This window comes from Variovorax sp. Soil_C_33 (genome assembly GCF_057656935.1).
This window is the reverse complement of the sequence record NZ_JBDGJK010000013.1, coordinates 107,936-131,682: the sequence shown is the minus strand read 5'-3', so window position 1 is coordinate 131,682 and position 23,747 is coordinate 107,936. Positions and strand designations below refer to the sequence as shown.

Genomic DNA, 23,747 nt, shown 5'->3' with positions numbered 1-23,747 from the left:
TTCCTTCTGGGCTCAGCGGCCCGTGCGAGTGAAGACAAAAATGCCGGCGATCACCAGGACGGTCCCGGCCGCGATCCACGCAGTGAAGGGCTCGCCGAGGATCAGCACGCCCATCAGGATGGTCGACATCGGCCCGACCATACCCGTTTGCGCCGCCATCGCGGGGCCGATGCGCTCGATGGCCATCATCACCGCCAGCACGGGCAGCGCGGTGCACAGCGTGGCGTTGAGCACCGAGAGCCAGATCACCTCGGGCGCCACCTGCAGCGCCGCGCTCATCGGCCGCAGCAGGACGAACTGCGCGATGCACAGCACGCAGGCCACGCTGGTCGCGAGCCCCACCAGCCGCAGCGAGCCGAGGCGCTTGACGAACTCGCCGCTGGCGACGAGGTAGACCGCATAGCTCACTGCGCTCAGGAACACCAGCAGCGTGCCCCAGGCCGCGGCCGCGCTCTGGCCCAGCTGCACCTCGTGCCCGAACACCAGCAGCACGCCAGCATAGCTGACGGCCATGCCCGCCACCTGCCAGCGCGTGATGCGCCGGCGGTAGGCGATCCAGCCGAACAGCAGCACCAGCGTGGGGTTGAGGTAGAGGATCAGCCGCTCCAGGCTGGCCGTGATGTAGGCCAGTCCTGCGAAGTCCAGGAAGCTCGACAGGTAGTAGCCTGAAAAGCCGAGACCGAACACGCCCAGCCAGTCGCGCCGCGTCAGCGCCGGCTTGCCGCGCCCGGCCCACCAGGCCATGAGCGCGAACAGCGGCAGCGCGAACAGCATGCGCAGCATGATCAGCGTGACGGCATCGACGCCGTAGCGGTACGCGAGCTTGACGATGATCGCCTTGCCGCTGAACGCGATCGCGCCGGCGGTGGCGAGAGCCAGGCCCGGTCCGATGCTCCTGTGCGCGAGCTGTCCCGGCGCGGCCTGTACAGACGACATCGACCTCAGAATCCAGCAGCGAGGCCGTCGCGGCGTGGATCGCTCGCGGCCACGTAGCCCTCGACCGCCGGATCGCCCGCGCGGCAGATGAACTGGCCGGCGCCGAAGTCCTGGTAGGAGTCGTTGATCACGTCGACCTTGTGACCGAGCTCCGCGAGGCCGCGCGCCGTCGCCGGGTTCATGGCCGCCTCGACGTTGATCTCGAGCCCGCTGTTGAAGCGCCAGCGCGGCGCATCGCAGGCGGCCTGCGGGCTCTGGCCGTAGTCCAGCATGCGCACCAGCGTCTGCATGTGGCCCTGCGGCTGCATGTTGCCGCCCATCACGCCGAAGCTCATCACCGGCTGCCCGTCCTTCGTGAGGAAGGCCGGGATGATGGTGTGGAAGGGCCGCTTGCGCGGAGCCACCACGTTGGGGCTCTTGTCGTCGAGGCTGAAGCCGTGGCCGCGGTTCTGCAGGCTGATGCCGAATCCGGGCTCGACGCAGCCGGAGCCGAAGCCCATGTAGTTGCTCTGGATGAAGCTCACCATCATGCCGCGCTCGTCGGCCGCCGTGAGGTAGATGGTGCCGCCCTTGACCGGGTTGCCCGCCTTGAAGTCCTGCGCCTTGTTCACGTCGATGAGTTTGGCACGCGAGGCGAGATAGGCGCCATCGAGCATTTGCAGGGGTGTCACCTCCATCGACGACGGCTCCGAGACGTAGCGGTAGGTGTCCGCAAAGGCGAGCTTCATGGCCTCGATCTGCAGGTGCTGCGAAGCGACCGAATCGACCGGAATCGATGCCATGTCGAAGTGCTGCAGGATGCCGAGCGCGATCAGCGCCGCGATGCCCTGCCCGTTGGGCGGGATCTCGTGCAGCGTGTGCTCGCGATAGTTCTGCGAGATGGTCTCCACCCACTCGGGCTTCCAGTTGGCGAGGTCGCGCACCTTGAGGCTGCCGCCGTTGGCGTTGGAAAATTTCTCCAGCGCCTCGGCGATCTCGCCGCTGTAGAAGGCATCGCCCTTGGTCGCGGCGATGGCCTTCAGCGCGCGCGCCGCGGCCGGAAAGCGGAACAGCTCGCCGACCTCGGGCGCACGGCCCCAGGGCAGGAAGGCTTCGGCGAAGCCGGGCTGCGATTTGAGGATCGGCGTGGCCGCGGCCCACTTCTGCTGCACCACTGGCGGCATCAGGTAGCCGCGCTCGGCAATCTCGATGGCCGGCGCCATCAGGTCTTCGAAAGGCAGCTTGCCGAAATGTTCGGACAACGCGACCCAGCCGCCCACGGCGCCCGGCACCGTGACCGAATCGATGCCCCGCTGCGGCGGCGTCGCGGCATCGGCGCCGTACTTGCGGCGGAAGTACTCGGGCGTCCAGGCCTGCGGCGCCGTGCCGGAGGCGTTGAGCCCATGCAGCTTCTCGCCGTCCCACAGGATGCAGAAGGCATCGCTGCCCAGGCCGTTGCTGACCGGTTCGACCAGGGTCATCACCGCAGCCGTCGCGATGGCCGCGTCGGCTGCATTGCCTCCCTGCTGAAGAATGCGCAGCCCGGCCTGTGCGGCCAGCGGGTGCGAGGTCGAAACGACATTGCGTGCGAAGACGGGGATGCGGATCGAGGGATAGGGGTTGGCGTAGTCGAATTTCATGGGGTCAGTCGCCCGTAATTTTTCGTTCGGTGATGATCTTTTTCCACTTGGCGGCGTCCTGCGCCACCATGCTTGCGAACTGCGCCGGCGTGCTGGTCGTCGGCGCAATGCCGAGCTTCGACAACTTGTCGCGCACTTCCGGATCGGCCAGCGCCTCGTTGGCGGCCTTGTTGATGCGCGCCGCCATGTCTGCCGGCAAGCCCTTGGGACCGTAAAGCCCGAACCAGGTGTTGGATTCGAAGCCCGGCAGCGCCTCGGCAATCGCCGGCAGCTCGGGCGCGAGCGGGCTGGGCTTCAGCGTCGTCACGCCCAGCGCACGCAAGCGGCCGTCGCGCACATGCGGCATGCCGGTGGGCAGCGAATCGAAGAGCACGTCGATCTTGCCGCTGATCAGGTCGGGGATCGCGAGCGCGGTGCCCTTGTACGGGATGTGCGTGACGAACACGCCGGCCTGCGACTTGAACAGCTCCGCCGTGAGCTGCACGATGGTGCCGTTGCCGCTCGATGCGTAGTTGAGCCTGCCGGGATTCTTCTTCGCGTAATCGATCCACTCGCGCACCGTCTTCGCCGGCGAGCTGTTGGGCACCAGCATGATGCTCGGCGCATCGCCCACGTGGGCGATCGGCGTGAAGTCGCGCACCGTGTCATAGGGCAGCCTGGCGTTGATCGCGGGGCCAATGGCGTGCGTGCTGGTGGTGGCCAGCAGCAGCGTGTAGCCGTCGGCCGGCGCCTTGGCCGCGAGATCGGAGCCGATGGCGCCGCCGGCGCCCGGCTTGTTGTCGATGACCAGCGTGGTGCCGAGCTTCTCGCCCATCTTCTGCGACAGGGTGCGCGCGAACAGGTCCGTCGCGCCGCCGGCCGGGAAGGGCACGATGAGACGTATGGGCTTGCTAGGATAGGCCTGCGCGAAGGCGGCGGGCATGGCGGCCGCACACAGCGCGAGCGCCCCTGCGCGAAGAAAGTTGATTCTTTTCATGGGCATCGATTCTGACGAGCAGGCAAGCCTAGTTGAAAAACGCAAAGGCCGCCCGAAGGCGGCCTTTGCGTTGCGGGCGGCGAGCTCAGTCCGGCTCGACGAAGGCTTCTTCGCGCTTGGACTTCACCGCGGGCAGCAAGACGATCACGACCATCAGCGCGGCCGCCACAAGCAGGCCGGCCGAGATCGGACGCGTGACGAACACGGCCCACGATCCGCGCGAGAGCAAGAGCGCGCGACGCAGGTTCTCTTCCATCATCGGCCCCAGGATCAGCCCCAGCAGCAGCGGCGCGGGCTCGCAGCCGAGCTTGATGAACAAGTAGCCGATGATGCCGAAGATCGCGACCATCCAGACGTCGAAGGTGTTGTTGTTGGTCGAGTACACGCCGATCGCGCAGAACAGCACGATGGCGGGGAACAGCCAGCGGTAGGGAATGGACAGCAGCTTGATCCAGATGCCGATCAGCGGCAGGTTCAGGATGATCAGCATCAGGTTGCCGATCCACATCGAGGCGATCAGGCCCCAGAACAGCTCGGGGTTGCTGGTCATGACCTGCGGACCGGGCTGGATGTTGTGGATGGTCATCGCGCCGACCATCAGCGCCATCACCGGGTTCGGCGGAATGCCGAGCGTGAGCAGCGGAATGAAGGAGGTCTGCGCGCCGGCGTTGTTGGCCGCTTCGGGGCCTGCGACGCCGCGGATGTTGCCCTTGCCGAAGGGAATCTCGCCCGGCTTGAGCTTCATCTTCTTCTCGAGCGTGTAGGCCGCGAAGGCCGACAGCAGCGCACCGCCGCCCGGCAGGATGCCGAGGCAGGAACCCAGCGTGGTGCCGCGCAGCACCGCCGGCGTCATGCGCTTGAAGTCTTCCTTGGTGGGCCACAGGTGGTGCACCTCGGAGGTGAAGACCTGGCGGTCTTCCTCGGGCCGAGAGAGGTTGGAGATGATTTCGCCGTAGCCGAACACGCCCATCGCGATCACGATGAAGCCGATGCCGTCGGTGAGCTCGGGGATGTCGAAGCTGTAGCGCGCCACGCCCGAATTCACGTCGGTGCCGATCAGGCCGATCAGCAGGCCGAGCACGATCATGCAGATCGCCTTGAGCAGCGAGCCCGAGGCCAGCACCACCGCGCCGATCAGGCCCAGCACCATCAGTGAGAAGTACTCGGCCGGGCCGAACTTGAAGGCCAGCTCGGTCAAGGGCGGCGCGAAGGCCGCGAGGATCAGCGTGCCGACGCAGCCGGCGAAGAAGGAACCCAGGCCGGCGGCCGCCAGTGCCGCTCCCCCTCGGCCCTGCTTGGCCATCTGGTGGCCGTCGATCACCGTCACGACCGAGGACGATTCGCCCGGGAGGTTGACCAGGATCGCGGTGGTCGAGCCGCCGTACTGCGAGCCGTAATAGATGCCGGCCAGCATGATCAGCGCGGCAACGGGCGGCAGCGCGTAGGTGGCCGGCAGCAGCATCGCGATGGTGGCGACCGGGCCGATGCCCGGGAGCACGCCGATCAGCGTGCCCAGCAAACAGCCGACGAAGGCATAGATGAGGTTCTGCAGCGTGAACGCCGCAGTGAACCCGATGGTGAGGTTATTGACGAGATCCATGGTGTTGTCGTTCTCAACCGGTGATGAAGGTAGGCCACACCTGGAACTGCAGCTTCAGCAGGACCACGAAGGCCAGGTAGCTGCCGACGGCGAGGATCGTGGCGAGGATCAGGCTGGACCTGAAGCTGTAGTGCTCGCCCGCAAGGCCGGCAATCAGCACCAGCGCGTAGATGGCAGCGATCAGGCCCATGGCCGGCAACCCGATGCTCGGCAGTCCGCCGAGCAGGATCCCGAACACGAGGTTGGAACCGATGATGTAGCCCAGCGGTCGCCATGCGATTCTTCCGATCGGCTCGCCGTCCACCGTCTCGATGGTGAGCGCCGTGAAGATCACGATGATCCCCAGGATGCCCAGCAGGATGCCCAGCATCAGCGGAAAGTAGCCCGGGCCCATGCGTGCCCCGGTGCCCACGCTGTAGGTCGTCGCGCCCCATGCGAAGGCAATGCCGACGATGGTGAACATCAGGCCCGCAAAGAAGTCCTTCTGACTCTTGATTTTCACGAACAGTCCCCTCGAAAAATTCGAACAGCGGATTGTGTGGTCAGGCAGTGGTCAGCTTGATGTGGATTCCACCTAGCGAGAGCCTAGGGTTATCCCGGGGCGCGAGGGCGCCGCGCCGAAGCGCTTACTCGAGCGGCGGGGTCGCGCTCAGGACTTCGTCGATGGTCGTCAGGCCTTCGGCCACGCGCAGCGCGCCCGCGAGGCGCAGCGGCCGCATGCCGTCGGTCACGGCCTGGCGGCGCAGTCCGGCGAGGTTGGGCTCCCTGTTGACCAGCGCCTTGAAGCCCTCGCCCACGGTGAGCAGTTCGTACAGGCCCATGCGGCCGCGGTAGCCCGTCATGCGGCAGTCGACGCAGCCGACCGGCTTGTAGGCCCGCACCGAGCCGGTGATCTGCCAGGGCTTGACGAACTCGCCGAGCTGCTCGCGCGTGATGCTGTCGTCCGGCGCCTTGCAATGCGGACACAGGGTGCGCACCAGGCGCTGGGCCAGCACGCCGAGCATGGTCGCATTGACGAGGTAGTTGGGCACGCCGAGCTCCATCAGCCGCGTGATCGCGCTCGGCGCATCGTTGGTGTGCAGCGTGCTGAAGACCAGGTGCCCGGTGAGCGCGGCCTGCACCGCCATCTCGGCGGTCGCGATGTCGCGGATTTCGCCCACCATGATGATGTCCGGATCCTGCCGCATCAGCGCGCGCAGGCCCTCGGTGAAGCCGAAGTCGAGCTGCGGCTGCACCTGCGTCTGGTTGAAGGAGGGCTCGATCATTTCGATCGGGTCTTCCACCGTGCTGACGTTGACCTCCTCGGTGGCGACGCGCTTGAGCGTGGAATAGAGCGTGGTGGTCTTCCCGGAGCCGGTCGGCCCGGTCACCAGGATGATGCCGTGCGGGCGCGTCACGAGCTGCTCCCAGCGCTGCGCATCGTGCTGCGCGAAGCCGAGCGCGTCGAGGTCCTTGACCGCGGTGTCGGGGTCGAAGATCCGCATCACCATCTTCTCGCCGAAGGCGGTAGGCAGGGTGGAGAGCCGCATCTCGATCTCTTCGCCGCGCATGTTGCGGGTCTTGATGCGGCCGTCCAGCGGCCGCCGCTTCTCGACCACGTCCATGCGGCCGAGCAGCTTGATGCGCGACACCATCGCATTCATCACGCCCATCGGCATCTGGTAGGCCGGGTGCAGCACGCCGTCGATGCGGAAGCGGATCACGCCCTGCTCGCGCCGCGGCTCCAGGTGGATGTCGCTGGCGCGCTGGTCGAAGGCGTACTGCCAGAGCCAATCGACCACCTGCACCACGCTCTGGTCGTTGGCGTCGAGCTGCTTGTTGCTCTTGCCGAGCTCGACCAGCTGCTCGAAGCTGGCGCCGCCTGCACTGCCGCCGGCCTTCTGCGCCGCGCGCACCGACTTGGCCAGCGAGAAGAACTCCGCCGTGTAGCGCTGGATATCGACCGGGTTCGCGACCACGCGCCGCACCGCGCGGCGCGACTGGCGCTCGACCTCGGCGATCCAGTCGGTCAGGAAGGGCTCGGCGGTGGCCACCACCACCTCGGCCGGCGTGACCTGCACCGGCAGCACCTTGTGCCGCTCCGCATAGGCCGCGCTCATGGTGTCGGCCACCTTGCCCACGTCGACCCGCAGCGGATCGATGCGCAGATAGGCCAGGCCCGCGCGGCCGGCGAGCCACTGGCTCAGCATCTCCAGGTCGAGCGGCTTGCCGTCGCTCTCGCGCGTCATCGCGACATTCGCGAGCCTCACCAGCGGATGCTGGCGGCTCTCGGCCTGCGCGCAGCGCGCCAGCGTGCGCTTGGCCTCCACCGGAGAGATCACGCCGTCCTTGGCGAGCCACTCGATCAGGTGCCGCAGGTCGAGCGGTCCTTCGTGGCGGGACAGAGCGGATGGGGTCGAGGAGGAAACAGCGCTCATGAATCAGCAATGGGTTTGAACACCCGCAGCCACTTCGGCGCGGGCAGGCCCCACCGAGTCTGGATGCTTTGGGCGCGATCGGCAAGCACGGGGCGCTTCGGCCGGCTGGGCGTGCGCTGGGCCAGCACCACGGTGTTGCCCTCGCGCGTGGGCTTGAAGGCCCAGAGCGCGTCTTCTCCGAAGGCGGCGGCGATCTTCTCGAGGCTGCGTTCGTAGCTCGAGGAGCGGCCGAACAGGTTGACCGTCACGCAGCCGTCCTCGGTCAGGAGGGCGCGGCAGTCGGCATAGAAGGCTTCGCTGTCGAGCACCGGCGCGGCGGCCTCGTGGTCGTACAGGTCGACCTGCAGCACATCCACATCGCCCTGCCACAGCGGCCGCCGGATCTCGACCGCCGCATCGGCGACGATCACGTGCAGCCTCGCATCGTCGGCCGGCAGCTTGAACCAGCCGCGGCAGGCCGCGACCACCTGCGGATTGAGCTCGACCGCCGTGGTGCGCATGCCCAGCGTCTTGCGGCAGAACTTGGTGAGGCTGGCCGCGCCCAGGCCCAGCTGCATCGCATGGCGGCTGCGCACGCTCGCGGCATCGACGAAAAGCAGCCAGGCCATCATGCGCTGCACATACTCGAGCTCGATCTCGAACGGCGCATCGAGCTTCATCGAGCCCTGCACCCACTCGGTGCCGAGATGCAGGTAGCGCACATCGCCCCAGTCGGAGAAATTGACTTCCGGAAGTTCGGGCGCCGCGGCTTTCTTCGCCGCCATCAGACCAGTCCGTGCTTCAGGAAGACCTCGCGCCAGGCATCGTGCTTGCGCTCGAAGGTCCACGATGCGTTCGCCGCGCTCGAGGACGGCAGCCGATAGACCGGCACGTCGAGGCCCTGGGTGTGGCGCGCGTGCTTGAAGCTTTCGCCGCCGTTGTGCGCGATCGCGGCCAGCCTGGGCAGCGCGAGGCCGGCGATGTCGTTCGCCTCGCCGTTGCGGATCGCCGAATCGAGACTGCCTTCGCGCTCGCAGGCGGCGTACACGTCCCAGAGGCCGAGGCCGCGCTCGAGCAGCCAGTCGCGGCGGGCGGGATAACTGTCTGCGCCCGCCGGGAGCGGGTGGTCGGGCCAAATCGCTTGCAAGATCTTCCAGAAGTGGTTTTGCGGGTGCGCATAGTACTGCCCCTCGGCGAGCGAACGGCCGCCCGGGAAACTGCCGAGGACCAGAACGACGGTGCGATCCGAGACGATCGGATCGAGGCCGGTGAGCCGCAGCCGCGACGCAGGCGATGCTTTGTTCATGCGCGGAGTAGACACAAAAAAACCCACCGCAGCGGGTTTCCGGCGAAAGGCGAGTTCAGGAACTCAGGGCTTCTTGGCGGCATCGTGCTCGGCCGTGCCGGGCACCTTCTCGCCGATCTTGTGGCCGGCGCTGCGCATGCCGTCGGCCGTCTTGTGGCCGGCGGTCGACACGGCCTCGCCGGTCTTCTTGGCCACGTTCTTGGTGGCGGTGCCTGCCTTCTTGACGCCGCGCTCGGTGGCGCCGACGACCTTCTTCGTCGTGCGCTTGGTGGCGTCGACGGCGTCCTTGCCGGTTTCCTTGGCCTTCTCGGTCATGGTCGGCTCCTGCGTCGCCGGGGCGGGCTGAGGTGCGGGCTGGGTCTGCGCCACGGCCGACAGGCCGATGGATGCGAAGGCCAAAGCCAGCACGGCAGGCAGGGTGCGAATGGACGATTTGTTCATGGGAAAGCTCCTTTGATGAGTTGGAGTGACGAACTTGCCACTGGCCAAGAACGAACACTCGAAGCCCGAGGATGACATCCGGATGGCGCCATCAACGCGCTGGCGCGCAAGTCGGGCACTTGGCCTACGCGTGCTGCGGCATGCCGGCCGACGCTTCGATCAGCGATGACAGACGCGGCAGCGCCGAAACCGCATTGCGCGTGGTCGCCCGGGCGAGCGCATCGAGCGTGATGCCGCGCAGCCCGGCCACGACTTCGGCGATGCGCGGCAGCTCGCCCGGCTCGTTGCGACCCTGCGCCTCGCCCGCCGCACGCTGCGCTTCGGTGCGGTAGAGCCAATGCGGCTGGATGTCGGGCGCATCGGTCTCCATCACGATCGACGCGAGCGGCAGCGTGGCGGCAAGACGCCGCAGCTGCAACGCGCGCTCGAAAGTCACGGCGCCGCCGAAGCCCAGCTTGAGCCCGCAATCGATACAGGCCTGCGCCTGCTGCGCGCTGCCGTTGAACGCATGCGCGATGCCCCGCCAGGTCTGGCCGGGCGCGACCTGCCGCAGGTGTTTCAAGACCTTGTCCACCGACCGGCGCACATGGATGATCACCGGCAGTCCGTGTTTGCGCGCGAGTTGCAACTGAGTGTGAAAGAAGCGCTCCTGCTTGTCGGGGTCCAGGCCCGGCACGAAGAAGTCGAGCCCGATCTCGCCCACCGCCACCAGGCGCGGATCGTCGCGGCGCGCGGCAAGTTCCGCGTCGAGCAGCGTCAGGTGCTCGTCCCGCGCCTCGATGGTGCACATCGGGTGGATGCCCAGCGCGTAGGCATCGTTCTGGGCATGCGCGAGTTCGCGCACTGTTGCGAAGTTGGTGGCCGCCACCGCCGGAATCACGCACAGGGCGACGTTGCGCGCCGCCGCGCGTGCCCGGATCGTGGCCATTTCGGTGCCGAATTCCGGTGCATCGAGGTGGCAGTGGGTATCGATGAAGACGGCCATCGCGCAATGATGCCCGAACGCATGCACGGCGGGGGAAAGCGTGCTACCGTGCCTCTCTCACGCGTCGATATTTTTGCCGGAGGTGCCCGATGCGCAGGCCTGCTTTCTATAGTCGCTCGCCCCGCGCGCCGCAGGATGCGGCCGAGTCTCGAACGCCCGAGGCGTCCGACGAAGCCCAGGTGGGCGCGGCAGCCCCGCCGGCAAAAGCCCCGGCCCCGCGCTGGCAGCCTGGACGCCGCAGCTTCGCGCTGCTGCTTGCGGTCTGCTTCGGCGCCTCGGGCACGGCGATTGCGCTGTGGCCGCAGCAGAACATCCGCCAATACACGCAGAAGGACATCGACGCCGCCGTGCTGCGCACGCTGCAGACCGCCACCCTGCCGTCGCCGGCCTCCAAGGCGGCCGAAATCATCCGTCCCTCGGTGGTGCGGGTGGTCGGCTACGGCCCCGAAAAGAAGACGCCGGAAGCCCAGACGCAGAAGCGCGGCAACAACGTTGCCAAGGGCAAGCCGCCCGAGGCCGACGAACCCCCGGGCGAGGTGGAGCGCGGCGTCGGCACCGGCGTGGTGGTCGTCGACAAGGGCATCATCCTGACCAACCTGCACGTGGTCGCGGGCGCCGAGAAGATCAAGGTCACGTTTGCCGACGGTCTCGAGGCGCCCGCCGTGATCACCGGCGTGCAGCCCGAGAACGACCTCGCCGTGCTGCAGGCGCAGAAGCTGCCCGACGACTTGATCCCGGCCACGATGCGCTCGACCGCCGACCTGCAGCCCGGCGACGAAGTGGCCGCGGTCGGCTTTCCCTTCGGCATCGGCCCCTCGGTCTCGGCCGGCGTGGTCTCGGGCCTCAAGCGCTCGTTCCGCTCGCCCGAGGGCAAGCAGGAGCTCGGCAACCTGATCCAGTTCGACGCCGCTGCCAACCCCGGCAATTCGGGCGGGCCGCTCATCAACATGAACGGCGAGGTGCTCGGCATCGTGACCGCGATCCTCAACCCGACCCAGCAGCGCACCTTCATTGGCATCGGTTTTGCAGTGCCGATCGAGAACGCGGCCTCGGCCGCCGGCTCTCCGCCTTTCTGATGGTCTTTCCGATTCCTCACCGAAAGCAGCAAGCATGAGCACAGAGAACGAACCGAGCTCCGCCTCCGCCTCCGCTTCCACCGCCGAGCTGATGGAGCAGATCCTCTACCAGGTGAAGCGCGTCGTCGTCGGCCAGGACCGTTTTCTCGAGCGCGTGATGGTCGCGGTGCTGGCGGGCGGCCACCTGCTGGTCGAAGGCGTTCCCGGGCTGGCCAAGACCCTGACGGTGAAGACGCTGGCCGATGCGGTGCGCGGCCGGTTCAAGCGCATCCAGTTCACGCCCGACCTGGTGCCGGCCGACCTGGTCGGCACGCGCATCTACAACCAGAAGACCGGCGAGTTCAGCACCTCGCTGGGGCCGGTGTTCGCCAACCTGCTGCTGGCCGACGAAATCAACCGCGCCCCGGCCAAGGTGCAGAGCGCGCTGCTCGAAGTGATGCAGGAGCGCCAGGTCACGATCGCCGGCGAGACGCACAAGGTGCCGCGCCCCTTCCTCGTGATGGCGACGCAGAACCCGATCGAGACCGAGGGTACCTACCCGCTGCCCGAGGCGCAGGTCGACCGCTTCATGATGAAGGTGCTGGTCGACTACCCGACCGACGAGGAAGAGTTCGTGATCGTCGAGCGCGTGATCGGCGCGCCCGTCGAGGCCAGCGCGGTCGCCACCACCGACCAGCTCGCGGCGCTTCAGGCAGAAGCTCGGCGCGTCTACGTCGACCCCTCGCTGATCCAGTACGCGGTCAGGCTGGTGTCGGCCACGCGCACGCCCGAGCGTCACGGCCTCAAGGACATGCGGCGCTTCATCACCTTCGGCGCCAGCCCGCGCGCCAGCATCAACCTGACCGAGGGCGCGCGCGCCCTGGCGCTCCTGCGCGGCCGCAGCTATGCACTGCCCGAGGACATGACGGCGCTGGTGCCCGACGTGCTGCGGCACCGCGTAACGCTGTCCTACGAAGGCCTCTCCGAAGGGTTCACGCCCGACGGCCTGATCGACAAGATCATGCGGGCCGTACCCCCGCCAGCCAAGCCGCTCGAACATGAAAAGCTGGTGGCCTAGCCGGCGCGCGCGCGCCGCCAACGACGAACGACTCGCGGGCGAGGCCGCGGCGGGCTCCGCCGAGCGCTTGCTGCGCCGGCTCGAATGGACGGTGATCCGCCGGCTCGACGGCCTGCTGCAGGGCGACTACCGCACGCTGATGCGCGGCACCGGCCTCGACCTGGCCGACCTGCGCGAGTACCAGCACCACGACGACGTGCGCCATATCGACTGGAACGTCACCGCGCGCCTGCAGACGCCGCATGTGCGCGTGTTCACCGAAGACCGCGAGATGGCCGCCTGGTTCATCCTCGACCTGAGCCGCTCGGTCGACTTCGGTTCCGGCCGCAAGGCCAAGCGCGAGATCTCGGCCGGCTTCGTCGGCGTCATCGCGCGCCTCCTCACGCGGCACGGCAACCGCGTCGGCGCGCTGGTCTACGGCAACGACGTCGAGGCCGTGATCCCGCCGCGCAGCGGCCGGCGGCACGTGCTGCACCTGCTGCACGCGATGCAACGCCGCGCCGAAAAGAAGAACGCGCCGGCCCAGAAGGGCATGACCCGGCTCGCCGATCTGCTCAAGTCGGCGGCGGTGCTGATGCCGCGCCGCTCGACCGTGTTCGTGGTGTCCGATTTCCTGAGCGAGCCCGGCTGGGAGCTCCCGCTCGCGCAGCTGGTGCGGCGCCACGAGGTGGTGGCCGTGCGCCTGTTCGACCCGCTGGAGCTCGAGCTGCCCGACCTCGGCCTGGTGCCCCTCACCGATGCCGAGACCGGCGAGCAGCTCTGGGTCGATACGCACGACGCGAGCTTCCGCAAGCGCTTCGCCCGCGTTGCCGCGCAGCGCGAAACAACCCTGCGCGAGACGCTGGCCAAGGTCGGCGTCGACGCGCTCGAACTCTCGACCAACGACGATCTGGTGGAAGCCATCGTGCGCTTTGCCGACATGCGCAAGCGCCGCGTGCGCACCGGGTCGTCCAACCCGAAGGCGGTGGCAGCATGAACTTCCTCTGGCCTCAATTCCTCTGGCTGTTGCTCGCGGCGCCGCTGCTGGTGCTGCTCTATGCCTGGCTCATGCGGCGCAAGAAGAAGCTGGCGCTGCGCTATGCCAGCCTCTCGATCGTGCGCGAGGCGATGGGCGTGCGCCAGAGCGTGCGGCGCCACATCCCGCCCTTCCTGTTCCTGCTCGCGATGGTCGCCATGCTGATAGCCGCCGCACGGCCGATGGCGGTGGTGATGCTGCCCTCGAACCAGCAGACCATCATCCTGGCGATGGACGTGTCGGGCAGCATGCGCGCGGCCGACGTGCTGCCCAACCGGCTGGTGGCCGCGCAGGAAGCGGCCAAGAGCTTTCTGAAGGAGCTGCCGCGCCACGTCAAGGTCGGCATCGTCGCCTTCGCGGGCAGCGCCAACGTTGCCCAGCTGCCCACCACCAACCGCGAAGACCTGATCACGGCCATCGATTCCTTCCAGCTGCAGCGCGCGACGGCCACCGGCAACGCCATCGTCGTTTCGCTGGCCACGCTGTTCCCGGATGCGGGCATCGACGTCTCGAACTTCGGCCCGCAGAGCAACCGCCAGCGCGGCGTGCCGCTCGACCAGGCCGGCAAGGGGCCGCAGAAGGAGTTCACGCCGGTGGCGCCGGGCTCCTACACCTCGGCCGCCATCATCATGCTGACCGATGGCCAGCGCACCACCGGCGTCGACCCGCTCGATGCGGCGAAGGTCGCGGCCGAGCGCGGCGTGCGCGTCTACACCGTGGGCATCGGCACGGTGGACGGCGAGACCATCGGCTTCGAAGGCTGGTCGATGCGCGTGCGCCTCGACGAGGAAACGCTCAAGGCGATCGCCAACAAGACGCAGGCCGAGTACTACTACGCGGGCACCGCGGCGGACCTCACCAAGGTCTACAACACGCTGAGCTCCAGGCTCACGGTCGAGAAGAAAGAGACCGAAATCTCGGCGCTGTTCGCGCTCGGCGCCGCCGTGCTGGCCCTGCTGTCCGCCGGCCTCTCGCTGCTGTGGTTCAACAGGATCCTGTAGCGCTGCGGTCACTCCATGCGGACGGTTTCGGCCACGTCGTTCGCGCGAGCGGGTTCCAGTTGCGCGTCCATCCTCGCCACGGCCTGGTGCATCAGGCCGCGCAGCCAGACCAGCCCCGGATCCTGCGTGCGGTACTTGTGCCATTGCATCGTCTGCTTCATCGCCGGCATCGGCACCGGCACCGGCAGCAGCCGCAGCGGCAGGGACTTCCGGGCCAGCCAGGCGAGCCGTGCGTGCAGCGTGGCGATGCGATCGGTGCCCACGACCAGATAAGGAACCGCGGCGAAGCTGTAGGTGGTGACTTCGATGCGGCGCACCCCGGGGTAGCGCCGTTTCAGCCAGCCGGCTAGCGTGGGCGGGTCCATGCCGGAGGGCTGCATCACGACGTGGCCGGCCGCAGCGTACTGCTCCGCCGTCAGCTTGTCGGCATGCCCGAAGCGGCCGCCGCTCCAGACCACGCAGACGAACTGCTCCTCGAACAGGATGTCGAAGGGATGAGGCTCGGGCGTGCGGTATTCCAGCGGCAGGATGAGCAGGTCGGCCTCGCCGCTCTCCAGCTCCCGGTGCGGCGGCTGCAGCAGCGGCAGCAGATCGAAGCACACGGCGCGCGACTGGCCGCCCGCCAGCGCAAGTACCTGCGGCATCAGGACCATCGAGGTGTAGTCGGAGACGATCAGGCGAAAGCAGCGCTGCGATTCGGCGGGATCGAAGCCCGGCTGGGCCAGGATCGCGGAATCCACCCGCACCAGCACGTCGCGCACGGCCTCCTTCAGCGTCTCGGCGCGCGGGGTCAGCTCGAGCTTGCGGCCGACCTGCACCAGCAACTCGTCGTCGAAATAGGCCCGCAGCCGCGCCAGCGCATTGCTCGTTGCCGACTGGCTCAGGTGCAGGCGTTCCCCCGCCCTGCTGATGCTGCGCTCCGTGAGCAGCGCATCCAGGGCCACCAGCAGATTCAAGTCGAGCTTGTTGAACCGCATGCGGTGACCTCGCCCTTCGAAATCCGTGCCTGCCTCCCGAGCTATTCGCGGCATCGATGCAGCGCATGGACGCAAACCATTTTACGAAGGGGTCCGGCGCCCATAACCTCTGTCAAACCCTCGAATTCGAGCCAGGAGACAAGACCCATGGTCAGACGCCAGGAAGGTGCACCCCATGCCCATTGAGTTGGCCTGCGAGGCCGTGGGCGACGGGCCTCCCGTGGTGATCCTGCATGGGCTCTTCGGCGCGGGGCGCAACTGGGCCCGGATCGCCCGGTCGCTCGGCGACAGGCACCGCGTCTACCTGCCGGATGCACGCAACCACGGCGCGTCGCCCCGGGGCCAGACCATGTCGTACGCCGAGATGGCGCAGGACGTGCTGGCGCTCATCGAACGCGAGCAGTTGCAGCGGCCGCTGCTGATCGGCCACAGCATGGGCGGCAAGACCGCCATGACCCTGGCCCTCGAACATCCGCAGGCGATCTCCGGCGTGGCGGTGATCGACATCGCGCCCGAACGCTACAGCGACCAGTTCTCGCCCTACATGATGGCCATGCGCGGCCTCGACGCGGCCGCCGCGACCGGCCGCAACGAAACCCGGCAGGCGCTGGCCCGGAGCCAGGAAGGCGACACGCCGGTGCTCGACTTCCTGATGCAGAACCTGCGGCGCCACGACGAGCGCTTCGACTGGCGGCTCAACCTGCTGGCGGTGGCGATGTGCATGCAGGAGCTGTGCGGATTTCCGCAGCGGTTCCGGCACCGGCACTACGAAGGGCCGGCGCTGTTCCTTGCCGGGACCGATTCGTCCTATGTGCAGGCCGAGTCGCATGCCGGCATCGCGCGCCTGTTTCCCCGTGCGCACCTGGAACACATCGACGACGCCGGCCATTGGGTGCATGCCGACCAGCCGGGGGCGCTGCTGCGCGTCTTGCGGCGCTGGCTGCATCGGCATGAAGCCGGCACGCCGCGCGCAGCGCTGCCGGCGACGCACTGATCCGACTCTCAAAGAAAGCAATTCGGCCTTTTCATGCTCGATACCGACAACACGCCGGCGACGCCCATCGAGGCCAGACCGGCGCAGCGCGAGCTCGCGCAGGCCTGCCTCGACAATGCGCTCGCCTTGATCGAGTCCGTTCTCAACCATCGCGAAGACGAGTACGCCGCGGCCGGCGAGCGCGCGGCCATGCGCGTCTGCGTTACCTCGGCGCATGTGCTGCTCGGCGCGGCGCGGCAGTTGATGGCCGAGCCGCTTCACTTGCTGGCGCCGAAGGAGCGCGCGCAGCGGCTGAAGGCGCTGGTCGATGAAGCCAAGACGGGCGGCCGTGCGGCCTACCGGGCAGCGCTGATGCTGACGGGACACGAGTGATCGCAACAGCGTGAGAAATGCCGCGCCGACATGGGTAAACCCCAACCCGGCGGCGCCGACGGCTCATTTCAAATAGTTATTCAACTTAACTATCGAAAAAGGGCCTAGTTCATGCAGCGCAGAAGTTTTGTCGCCTCCACCGCGGTATTCGCTACCGGCCTTGCGCAGCTGTCGTCCGCGCACGCCGAGACAGGGGTGAGCGACAGCGAGATCCTGCTCGGCAGCAGCGCCGTGCTGAGCGGCCCGCTCGGCTCGCAGATCAAGGTGGTGCACAACGGCGCCGGGCTGGCCTTCGATGCGGTCAACGAACAAGGCGGCGTGGGCGGACGCAAGATCAAGCTGGTGTCGCTGGACGACGAGCTGAAGCCCGAAAAAGCACTGGAGAACTACGGCAAGCTCTTGAACGACCATCGTGTGTTCGCCTTCTTCGGCTGCGTCGGCTCGGGCACCACGGCTGCCGCGGCCAAGCTGCTGCAGCAAAGCGGCGCACCCAGCGTGGGCGGCTACGGCGTGGGCGACACGGCGCGCGAACGCGTTGCCGGCTCCGCCTACTTCGTGCGCGCCAGCAACGCGCGCGAAGCGCAGGCCCTGGTCGAGCACCTGACGACCGTCGGCGTCAACAAGATGGCGATCGCCCATCTCGACAACCCCGGCGGCGCCGAGGCGGTCAAGCTCATCGAGGCCGCCATGGCGACCCACAAGCTCACGCCGACGGCGGTCGTCCCGGTGAAGGGCGACGGCTCGACCTCCGCCGCCGCCGGCAAGACATTGGCCGACAGCCAGCCGCAGGCAGTGCTCATGTATCTGGCCGGCACGGTGGCCGGCGAGGTCATCAAGGCGACTTACGGCGCCGGCAGCAAGCCGATGTTCTATGGCATGTCGGTCGTCCCGGGCGAAGTCACGGCCAAGGTGGTGAACCTGCAGGCGGGCGGCTTGGCCATCTCGCAGGTCATGCCCTATCCCTGGGGCGAGGTGGAGACCGTCACGCGCGACTACCGACGCCTGGCGGAGCGTGCGCAGGTGCCGGTGGGCTACGGCAGCTTCGAGGGCTACCTGAACGGACTGGTGATGATCGAGGCGCTCAAGCGCGCCGGCCGCGACCTGACGCGTGCGCGCCTGCATGCGGCGCTGCGCGCATTCAAGATGCGGCTGGCCGGCATGGACATCGATTTCACGTCAGGCAGCAGCACGGGGTCGAAGTTCATCGAGATGGTTCGCGTCACGCCCGAGGGCCGCTTCGTGCGCTGACCCGGGCGCTCTTCCCGACCGGTTCTCAGACCCCCCGCGTCAGCATCCGTCCCGCCCGCGCCCGCACCTCGGGTTCTTCTTCGCCGCCGCGAAACGCGCAGGCGCCGTTGACGAACACGCGCTCGATGCCCACGCTGGCGCTCTTCGGCCGGTCGTAGGTGGCGGTGTCGGCGATGGTGCGCGGATCGAACACCACCACGTCGGCCATCGCGCCCGCACGCAGCAGGCCGCGATCGGCGATGCGCAGGTTGCGCGCCGTCATGCCGGTCATCTTGTGCACCGCATGTTCGAGCGTGAACAGATTGCGCTCGCGCCAGTAGCGCGCGAACACGCGCGGGAAAGCGCCCCACAGGCGCGGATGCGGATGGCGGTCGTGCGGCAGGCCGTCGCTGCCGATCATGGTGCGCGGATGGGCGATCACGCGCTCCACGTCCTCTTCCTTCATCTGGAAGTAGCAGGCGCCGCCGGGCTGCAGGCGGCGGCAGGCTTCCTTCTGGTCCACGCCCCATTCGCGCGCAACGTCGGCCAGCATGCGGCCCGTCACCTCGGGATGCGGGTCGGACCAGGTCAGCAGGATGTCGATCACGCCGTCCACCAGGTCTTCGCGCAGCACGGTGGAACCGGCGACGTAGGGGTAGACGTCGAGCGCGATGTCCTGCCGCTTGGCGAGCGCGTCGACCAGCGGCAGGGTTTCGAGCGTGCGGCCCCAGTTGGCGGGGCCGGCGCACTTGTGGTGCGAGATCACGAGCGGCGCGCCGGCGCTGAAGGCGGTGTCGCCGGCTTCGTGCATGGCCTCGATGATGGCTTCCATCTCGCTGCGCAGGTGCGTGGCATAGACGCCGCCGTGGCGCGCGACGATGCGTGCCAGCGCCGTCACCTCCTCGGCCGGCGCCGCGAAGGCCTGCTCGTAGAACAGGCCCGAGGAAAGGCCGTGCGCGCCGTCGAGCATGCAGGCTTCGAGCAGCTGGCCCATGCGCGCGCGCTCGTCCTCGGTGGCGGGGCGGTCGAGCGCATCCATGGTCGCGAAGCGCAAGGTGGTGTGGCCGATCAGCGCGGCGACGTTGAGCGCCGGCTGCGCCGCCTCGACCGCGGCGCGGTAGTCGGCCATCGTGGCATGGCGGAAGGAGTCGATGCCCAGCAGCGTCAGCGGCGGCTGGGCCTCGCGCGTGCGGTAGGGCGCGAGCGAGATGCCGCAGTTGCCGGTGACCACCGTCGTGATGCCCTGCGAGATCTTCGGCAGGCACAGCGGATCGCGCAGCACGATCGCGTCGTCGTGCGTGTGGACGTCGATGAAGCCGGGCGCGATCACCTTGCCGCGGCAGTCGACGGTTTCGAGATCGGCCGCGGCAATGCCTTCGGGCAGGCGCTGGCACAGGCCTTCGCCCAGGGCCGCGATGCGGTCCCCTGCCAGGAGCACGTCGCCGGGCCAGCCCGGGCCGCCGGAGCCGTCGACCACCAGGCCGCCCTCGAGCAAGAAGATCGCCTGTTCAGCCATGCTTCACTCCTCCGCCATCCCAGCTCTGCAGCGCGTGCGTGCTGGCATCGATGCCGTGGCGCTGGAAAGCCTCGCGCGCGCGCTGCAGCCGCTGCACCGCGGGCTCGCCGCGGCGCTGCGCGACCAGCACGGTCAGAATCTCGATCGCCGTCAGGTGCGTGAGGTAGGCATCGATGCCCACGTGCATCACCGCATCGTCGGGCACCGACAGGCCCAGCAGGAAATCGGCCCTGGCCGCGAGCGCCGTGCCGGGCCGCGTGAGCGCGACCACCTTGGCGCCCTGCCCGCGCGCGATGTCCACCGCATCGAGCAGCGAGGGCATGCCGCCCACATGCGAGATCGCGATCACCACGCCGCCGGGGCGCTGGGCCGCGCCCGCCACCTGCTGCAGGTGATAGTCGGCCCAGGCATTGGCTGAGAGGCCGAGGCGGAACAGCCGCGCCTGCAGGTCGTTGGCCATGAACCACGAGGTGGCGCCGGCGCCGTAGAGGTCCACGTGCGGCGCCGCCGCGATGGCGGCCACGGCGCCGTCGAGCACGTCCATGTCGAGCTGGTTGCGCACGCCCGAGACCGAGGCCGCGGCGCTGCGCGCGATCTTGCCGACCACCTCGTCGGCCGCGTCCTCGATGTTCACGCGCCGGTGCAGCGGCGAGCCGCCGAGGGCCAGCTCCTGCGCCAGCGCGAGCTTGAACTCGCGCAGGCCGGCGAAGCCGAGGTCGCGGCAGGTGCGCATGATGGTGGGCACCGAGCTGCGCGAACGCTCGGCCAGCGTCTCGAAGCTTTCTTCGAGCGCGCGGTCCGGGTCTTCGAGGATCAGGTCGAGGATGGCGCGCCGCGTCGCCGAGGCGCCGTCGCGGATCTCGGCCATCTTCTGGAGCAGGGAGCTGGTCATGGCCGCCATCAGAAATGCATGGCCACCGCGTCGCTCACGCGATAGTCTTCTTCGACCACCGGCATCCAGTGCCACTTGTCGAATGTGGTGCAGGGGTGCGAGATGCCGAGGCCGACGCGCTCGCCCACCACGGGCGCCTGTGGCTCGTCGGCATCGTCCCAGCGCAGGTAGGCGTGCTGGTCGTTCAGCGCCGTGATCTTCCAGCCCGGCGGCACCGCGGCAGGCACCAGGCTGCCGCGCGCGGCGCGTGCGATCGGCACCGGCATCGAGAGGTCGAAGGAGATGTCGCGCTTGCCCACCGCGAGGATGGCGAGCTTCGGCTCGGGGCGCGACTGCACCGTGGCCCACACCTCCATCGCAGGGCGCAGGCTCTCGCCGCAATCGCATCCCAGGCGCTGGTCCACTGCGCTCAGCATGCGCTGGTAGAAGCCGTGGTCGTGCGTGACGTAGCAGCCCGAGCGCAGCAGGCCCCGCACCGGGTTCTTGAGCGCCGGCTTCAGGCGGCCGGCCACCAGGTCGAAGATCGCCGAGCCGCCGGCCGAGACCAGCACTTCCTCGGTGTCGAACAGGCCGTTGACGTCGCAATGACGGGCCACGGCCTCGACGCGGTCCATCAGCGCGTTCGCATAGGCCGCATCGGGCCCGCTCTCGCCGGTGGCGCCCTGCCCTTCGTAGCACTCGATGCCGGCCAGCTTGACCACCGCGCTCTCGTGCAGGCGGGTCGCAAGGGTGACCGCTTCCTCGTGCGTGCGGCAGCCGGTGCGCGCGCCGTCGACGCCGATTTCGAGCATCACCTCGAAAGGCAGGTGCTCCGGGTGGCGCTCTGCCCAGGCTTCGATCAGCTCGAGTTGGGCCAGCGAATCGACCAGGAACACGACGCGCAGGTCGATGTGCGCGTGCAGCAGCAGCTGAATGCCGGCCAGGTCTTCGTCGGTCACCACCTGGTTGGCGATCACGGTGCGCCGCGCGCCGGCGGCCACGCCGACGGCGAGCTGGGTCACCGTCGCGAAAGTGAGGCCCCAGGCGCCGGCATCGAGCTGGCGCTTAAAGAGCTGTGGCGACATGGTGGTCTTGCCGTGCGGCGCGAGGTCGACGCCCCACTGGCGCACGCGCGCCTGCATCCACTGGAGGTTGTGTTCCAGCGCCTCGCGCTTGAGCACGGCCAGCGGCAGCGGCAGGTCGCCGGCCAGCACGTGCCAGCCGGCCTGCCCGATCTCGCTGCGGCGCTTCGGCGGCTGGGTGCGCGGATAGCCCTTGAAGCCTGTGTCGAGCAGCGGGTCGGTGAAGTCGTCGTGTTCGGTGGTCATAGGGAAATCAGCTCCTTGCGGATGCAGGCGGAAAAGTGGCCCGCTGCCAGTTCGGAAAGCGGCGGCACGGTCCGGGCGCAAGCCTCGATGGCATGCGGGCAGCGCGTGCGGAAGACGCAGCCGGAAGGCGGCGCGACCGGGCTCGGGATGTCGCCCTTGAGCGCGACGTGTTCGTTGGGCAGCAGCGGATCGGGCTTGGGGCTCGCAGCCAGCAGGGCCCGCGTGTAGGGATGCTGCGGGCGCTCGAAGAGCTCGCTGGTACTTGCCACTTCCATCACCTTGCCGAGGTAGAGCACGACCACGCGGTCGCACAGGTATTCCACCACGTCCAGGTCGTGCGAGATGAATAGCATCGTGAGCGACAGGCGCTCTCGCAAGTCGGCCAGCAGGTTGATCACCTGCGACTGGATCGACACGTCCAGCGCCGACAGCGGCTCGTCGGCGACGATGAACTCGGGCTCCACCGCGAGCGCGCGCGCGACGCCGATGCGCTGCCGCTGGCCGCCCGAGAACTCGTGCGGGAAGCGGCTGGCATGCTCGGGCCTGAGGCCCACGGTCTCGAGCAGTTCGGCGATGCGCCTGTCGCGTGCGGCCGCGCCCTTGTGCAGCCCGTGCGTGGCCAGCGCCTCGCCGAGGATGGCGCTGATGCGCATCTTCGGGTTCAGGCTCGCGTACGGGTCCTGGAAGATGATCTGCAGCTTGCTGCGCAGCCGGCGCAGCGGCCCGGAAGAAAGCTTGCCGATGTCGTCGCCGCGGTAGAGCACCTCGCCCTCGGTGCGCTCGACCAGGCGCAGCAGCGTGCGGCCGATGGTGCTCTTGCCGGATCCCGATTCGCCGACCAGGCCCAGCGTCTCGCCGGCGCGGATGGCGAAGGACACGCCGTCGACGGCGCGCACCGGGCGCTCGCCGGTGCCGAAGTATTTCTTGAGGCCGCGGACCTCGATGAGGGGAGCGATCGAAGCGTTCATGCGGCCCTCGCCAAGGTGTCGTTCGCCGGCACGCGGATGCAGCGCGCCTGCCGATCCGGGTGGGTTTCGACGAGCGGCGGGATGGCCTGCCGGCAGGCTTCCGCCGCATGGTCGCAGCGCGGCTCGAAGGCGCAACCCGGCGGCGGCGCCAGCGGGCTCGACACCTGGCCGCGAATCGCGAACAGCCGCTTGGGCTTGGCCTGCCCGCGCAGATGCGCCTTGCCCGGCAGGCAGGCCAGCAGGCCCTGGGTGTACGGATGCTCGGGCTGCGCGAAGAGCGGCCGCACCGGCGCGCTCTCGACCACGCGGCCCGCATACATCACGACCACGTCGTCGGCATGGTGCGCCACCACGCCGAGGTTGTGGGTGATGAAGAGGATGCTCATGCCCGTCTCGGCTTGCAGCCGGCGCATCAGCTCGAGGATCTGCGCCTGGATCGTGACGTCGAGCGCGGTGGTGGGCTCGTCGGCGATCAGCAGCGTCGGATCGCAGGCCATCGCCAGCGCGATCATCACGCGCTGGCGCATGCCGCCCGAGAGCTGGTGCGGGTATTCGTTGAGGCGCCGCGCCGCGGCCGGGATCTCCACCAGCTCGAGCATGCGCAGCGCATGCGCGAGGGCGGCCTTGCGGTCCAGCCCCTTGTGCAGGCGCACGCTCTCGGCGATCTGCTCGCCGATAGTGAAGACCGGGTTGAGGCTGGTCATCGGCTCCTGGAAGATCATCGCCAGCTGATTGCCGCGCAGCGAACGCATCTCGCGCTCCGCCAGGCTCAGCAGGTCGACCGTCTTGCCTTCGCGCGTGACGAAGGCGGTGCTGCCGTCGACCTGCGCATTCGCCGTTTTCGGCAGCAGGCGCATCAGCGTGAGGCTGGTCACCGACTTGCCCGAGCCCGATTCACCAACCAGCGCGGTGGTCTTGCCGGGCTGGATCGAGAAGCTCACATCGGCGACCGAACGCACGAGGCCGTCTTCGGTGGGAAAGCTGGTGCTCAGGTTCTTGACCGTGAGGCGGGGGATGGTTGTCATGTCAATTGCTCCGCCGCGCGATGGCGCTCGAGGTTCGGGCCGTCCGGGGTGCGTGCCGAGG

At 68.5% G+C, this 23,747-nt stretch carries 23 protein-coding genes; 7 read left to right on the top strand and 16 right to left on the bottom strand.

What is annotated here, in order from left to right; genetic code table 11:
* Nucleotides 1-12: 12 nt before the first annotated feature.
* From AC3A6B_RS20400 to AC3A6B_RS20355, 10 genes are all read right to left on the bottom strand, one after another.
* A complete protein-coding gene (locus AC3A6B_RS20400) occupies nt 13-936 on the bottom strand; it encodes a DMT family transporter (protein WP_487838481.1) in 924 nt (307 codons plus the stop codon).
* A gap of 5 nt (nt 937-941) precedes the next feature.
* Entirely contained in the window at nt 942-2,555 is a 1,614-nt protein-coding gene (locus AC3A6B_RS20395) for a gamma-glutamyltransferase family protein (protein ID WP_487838480.1), read from the bottom strand.
* Between the two features lie 4 nt (nt 2,556-2,559).
* Complete coding sequence (locus tag AC3A6B_RS20390; protein ID WP_487838479.1) at nt 2,560-3,531, bottom strand: tripartite tricarboxylate transporter substrate binding protein; 972 nt, start codon at nt 3,529-3,531, stop codon at nt 2,560-2,562.
* Between the two features lie 85 nt (nt 3,532-3,616).
* Nucleotides 3,617-5,131: a tripartite tricarboxylate transporter permease gene (locus tag AC3A6B_RS20385; RefSeq protein ID WP_487838478.1), complete on the bottom strand. Its 1,515-nt coding sequence runs from the start codon at nt 5,129-5,131 to the stop codon at nt 3,617-3,619.
* A gap of 13 nt (nt 5,132-5,144) precedes the next feature.
* Nucleotides 5,145-5,633 carry a tripartite tricarboxylate transporter TctB family protein gene (locus AC3A6B_RS20380; RefSeq protein WP_487838477.1) on the bottom strand — a complete coding sequence of 163 codons (489 nt, stop codon included), beginning with the start codon at nt 5,631-5,633 and terminating at the stop codon, nt 5,145-5,147.
* A gap of 124 nt (nt 5,634-5,757) precedes the next feature.
* A complete protein-coding gene (tfpB, locus tag AC3A6B_RS20375) occupies nt 5,758-7,548 on the bottom strand; it encodes a type IV pilus assembly ATPase TfpB (protein ID WP_487838476.1) in 1,791 nt (596 codons plus the stop codon).
* The gene (locus AC3A6B_RS20370; RefSeq protein WP_487838475.1) at nt 7,545-8,312 is read right to left on the bottom strand and encodes a class I SAM-dependent methyltransferase; all 768 of its coding nucleotides are present in this window, start codon (nt 8,310-8,312) and stop codon (nt 7,545-7,547) included. Before AC3A6B_RS20370 ends, tfpB begins: the two co-directional genes overlap by 4 nt.
* Nucleotides 8,312-8,833 carry a DNA-deoxyinosine glycosylase gene (locus AC3A6B_RS20365; protein ID WP_487838474.1) on the bottom strand — a complete coding sequence of 174 codons (522 nt, stop codon included), beginning with the start codon at nt 8,831-8,833 and terminating at the stop codon, nt 8,312-8,314. Before AC3A6B_RS20365 ends, AC3A6B_RS20370 begins: the two co-directional genes overlap by 1 nt.
* A gap of 63 nt (nt 8,834-8,896) precedes the next feature.
* Complete coding sequence (locus AC3A6B_RS20360; RefSeq protein ID WP_487838473.1) at nt 8,897-9,274, bottom strand: hypothetical protein; 378 nt, start codon at nt 9,272-9,274, stop codon at nt 8,897-8,899.
* Nucleotides 9,275-9,398: 124 nt separating this feature from the next.
* Nucleotides 9,399-10,259: a TatD family hydrolase gene (locus AC3A6B_RS20355; protein WP_487838472.1), complete on the bottom strand. Its 861-nt coding sequence runs from the start codon at nt 10,257-10,259 to the stop codon at nt 9,399-9,401.
* An 89-nt stretch (nt 10,260-10,348) separates the two neighbouring features.
* On the opposite strand from AC3A6B_RS20355, the gene AC3A6B_RS20350 reads away from it, so the two are divergent.
* The 4 genes from AC3A6B_RS20350 to AC3A6B_RS20335 are packed head-to-tail and all read left to right on the top strand — an operon-like array spanning nt 10,349 to nt 14,408.
* Nucleotides 10,349-11,335, top strand: coding sequence for a S1C family serine protease (locus AC3A6B_RS20350; RefSeq protein ID WP_487838471.1), 987 nt, complete (start codon nt 10,349-10,351; stop codon nt 11,333-11,335).
* A 34-nt stretch (nt 11,336-11,369) separates the two neighbouring features.
* Nucleotides 11,370-12,392 carry an AAA family ATPase gene (locus AC3A6B_RS20345; protein WP_487838470.1) on the top strand — a complete coding sequence of 341 codons (1,023 nt, stop codon included), beginning with the start codon at nt 11,370-11,372 and terminating at the stop codon, nt 12,390-12,392.
* The gene (locus tag AC3A6B_RS20340) at nt 12,373-13,368 is read left to right on the top strand and encodes a DUF58 domain-containing protein (protein ID WP_487838469.1); all 996 of its coding nucleotides are present in this window, start codon (nt 12,373-12,375) and stop codon (nt 13,366-13,368) included. The genes AC3A6B_RS20345 and AC3A6B_RS20340 overlap by 20 nt, the downstream gene beginning before the upstream one ends.
* Nucleotides 13,365-14,408 carry a VWA domain-containing protein gene (locus AC3A6B_RS20335; protein ID WP_487838468.1) on the top strand — a complete coding sequence of 348 codons (1,044 nt, stop codon included), beginning with the start codon at nt 13,365-13,367 and terminating at the stop codon, nt 14,406-14,408. Before AC3A6B_RS20340 ends, AC3A6B_RS20335 begins: the two co-directional genes overlap by 4 nt.
* An 8-nt stretch (nt 14,409-14,416) precedes the next feature.
* Here the strand turns inward: AC3A6B_RS20335 and AC3A6B_RS20330 are convergent, their stop codons facing one another.
* On the bottom strand, nt 14,417-15,385 hold the full coding sequence (locus AC3A6B_RS20330) for a LysR family transcriptional regulator (protein ID WP_487838467.1): 969 nt from the start codon (nt 15,383-15,385) through the stop codon (nt 14,417-14,419).
* Between the two features lie 175 nt (nt 15,386-15,560).
* Here AC3A6B_RS20330 and AC3A6B_RS20325 point away from each other — a divergent pair, with 175 nt between their 5' ends.
* The 3 genes from AC3A6B_RS20325 (at nt 15,561) to AC3A6B_RS20315 (ending at nt 17,999) form a co-directional block, all read left to right on the top strand.
* Entirely contained in the window at nt 15,561-16,379 is an 819-nt protein-coding gene (locus tag AC3A6B_RS20325; protein ID WP_487838466.1) for an alpha/beta fold hydrolase, read from the top strand.
* 33 nt (nt 16,380-16,412) lie between these two features.
* Entirely contained in the window at nt 16,413-16,751 is a 339-nt protein-coding gene (locus tag AC3A6B_RS20320) for a hypothetical protein (RefSeq protein WP_487838465.1), read from the top strand.
* A 111-nt stretch (nt 16,752-16,862) separates the two neighbouring features.
* Nucleotides 16,863-17,999 (top strand): ABC transporter substrate-binding protein, encoded by a 1,137-nt coding sequence (locus AC3A6B_RS20315; protein WP_487838464.1) that lies wholly within the window; start codon nt 16,863-16,865, stop codon nt 17,997-17,999.
* A gap of 25 nt (nt 18,000-18,024) precedes the next feature.
* Here the strand turns inward: AC3A6B_RS20315 and AC3A6B_RS20310 are convergent, their stop codons facing one another.
* Genes AC3A6B_RS20310 through AC3A6B_RS20290 form a run of 5 tightly spaced genes read right to left on the bottom strand, consistent with a single transcriptional unit; the run spans nt 18,025 to nt 23,686 of the window.
* Nucleotides 18,025-19,494 (bottom strand): N-acyl-D-amino-acid deacylase family protein, encoded by a 1,470-nt coding sequence (locus tag AC3A6B_RS20310; protein WP_487838463.1) that lies wholly within the window; start codon nt 19,492-19,494, stop codon nt 18,025-18,027.
* A complete protein-coding gene (locus tag AC3A6B_RS20305) occupies nt 19,487-20,386 on the bottom strand; it encodes a MurR/RpiR family transcriptional regulator (RefSeq protein ID WP_487838462.1) in 900 nt (299 codons plus the stop codon). Before AC3A6B_RS20305 ends, AC3A6B_RS20310 begins: the two co-directional genes overlap by 8 nt.
* An 8-nt stretch (nt 20,387-20,394) precedes the next feature.
* Nucleotides 20,395-21,693 carry an amino acid deaminase gene (locus AC3A6B_RS20300; RefSeq protein WP_487838461.1) on the bottom strand — a complete coding sequence of 433 codons (1,299 nt, stop codon included), beginning with the start codon at nt 21,691-21,693 and terminating at the stop codon, nt 20,395-20,397.
* Nucleotides 21,690-22,661 carry an ABC transporter ATP-binding protein gene (locus AC3A6B_RS20295; RefSeq protein ID WP_487838460.1) on the bottom strand — a complete coding sequence of 324 codons (972 nt, stop codon included), beginning with the start codon at nt 22,659-22,661 and terminating at the stop codon, nt 21,690-21,692. Before AC3A6B_RS20295 ends, AC3A6B_RS20300 begins: the two co-directional genes overlap by 4 nt.
* The gene (locus tag AC3A6B_RS20290; RefSeq protein WP_487838459.1) at nt 22,658-23,686 is read right to left on the bottom strand and encodes an ABC transporter ATP-binding protein; all 1,029 of its coding nucleotides are present in this window, start codon (nt 23,684-23,686) and stop codon (nt 22,658-22,660) included. Before AC3A6B_RS20290 ends, AC3A6B_RS20295 begins: the two co-directional genes overlap by 4 nt.
* Nucleotides 23,687-23,747 lie beyond the last annotated feature (61 nt).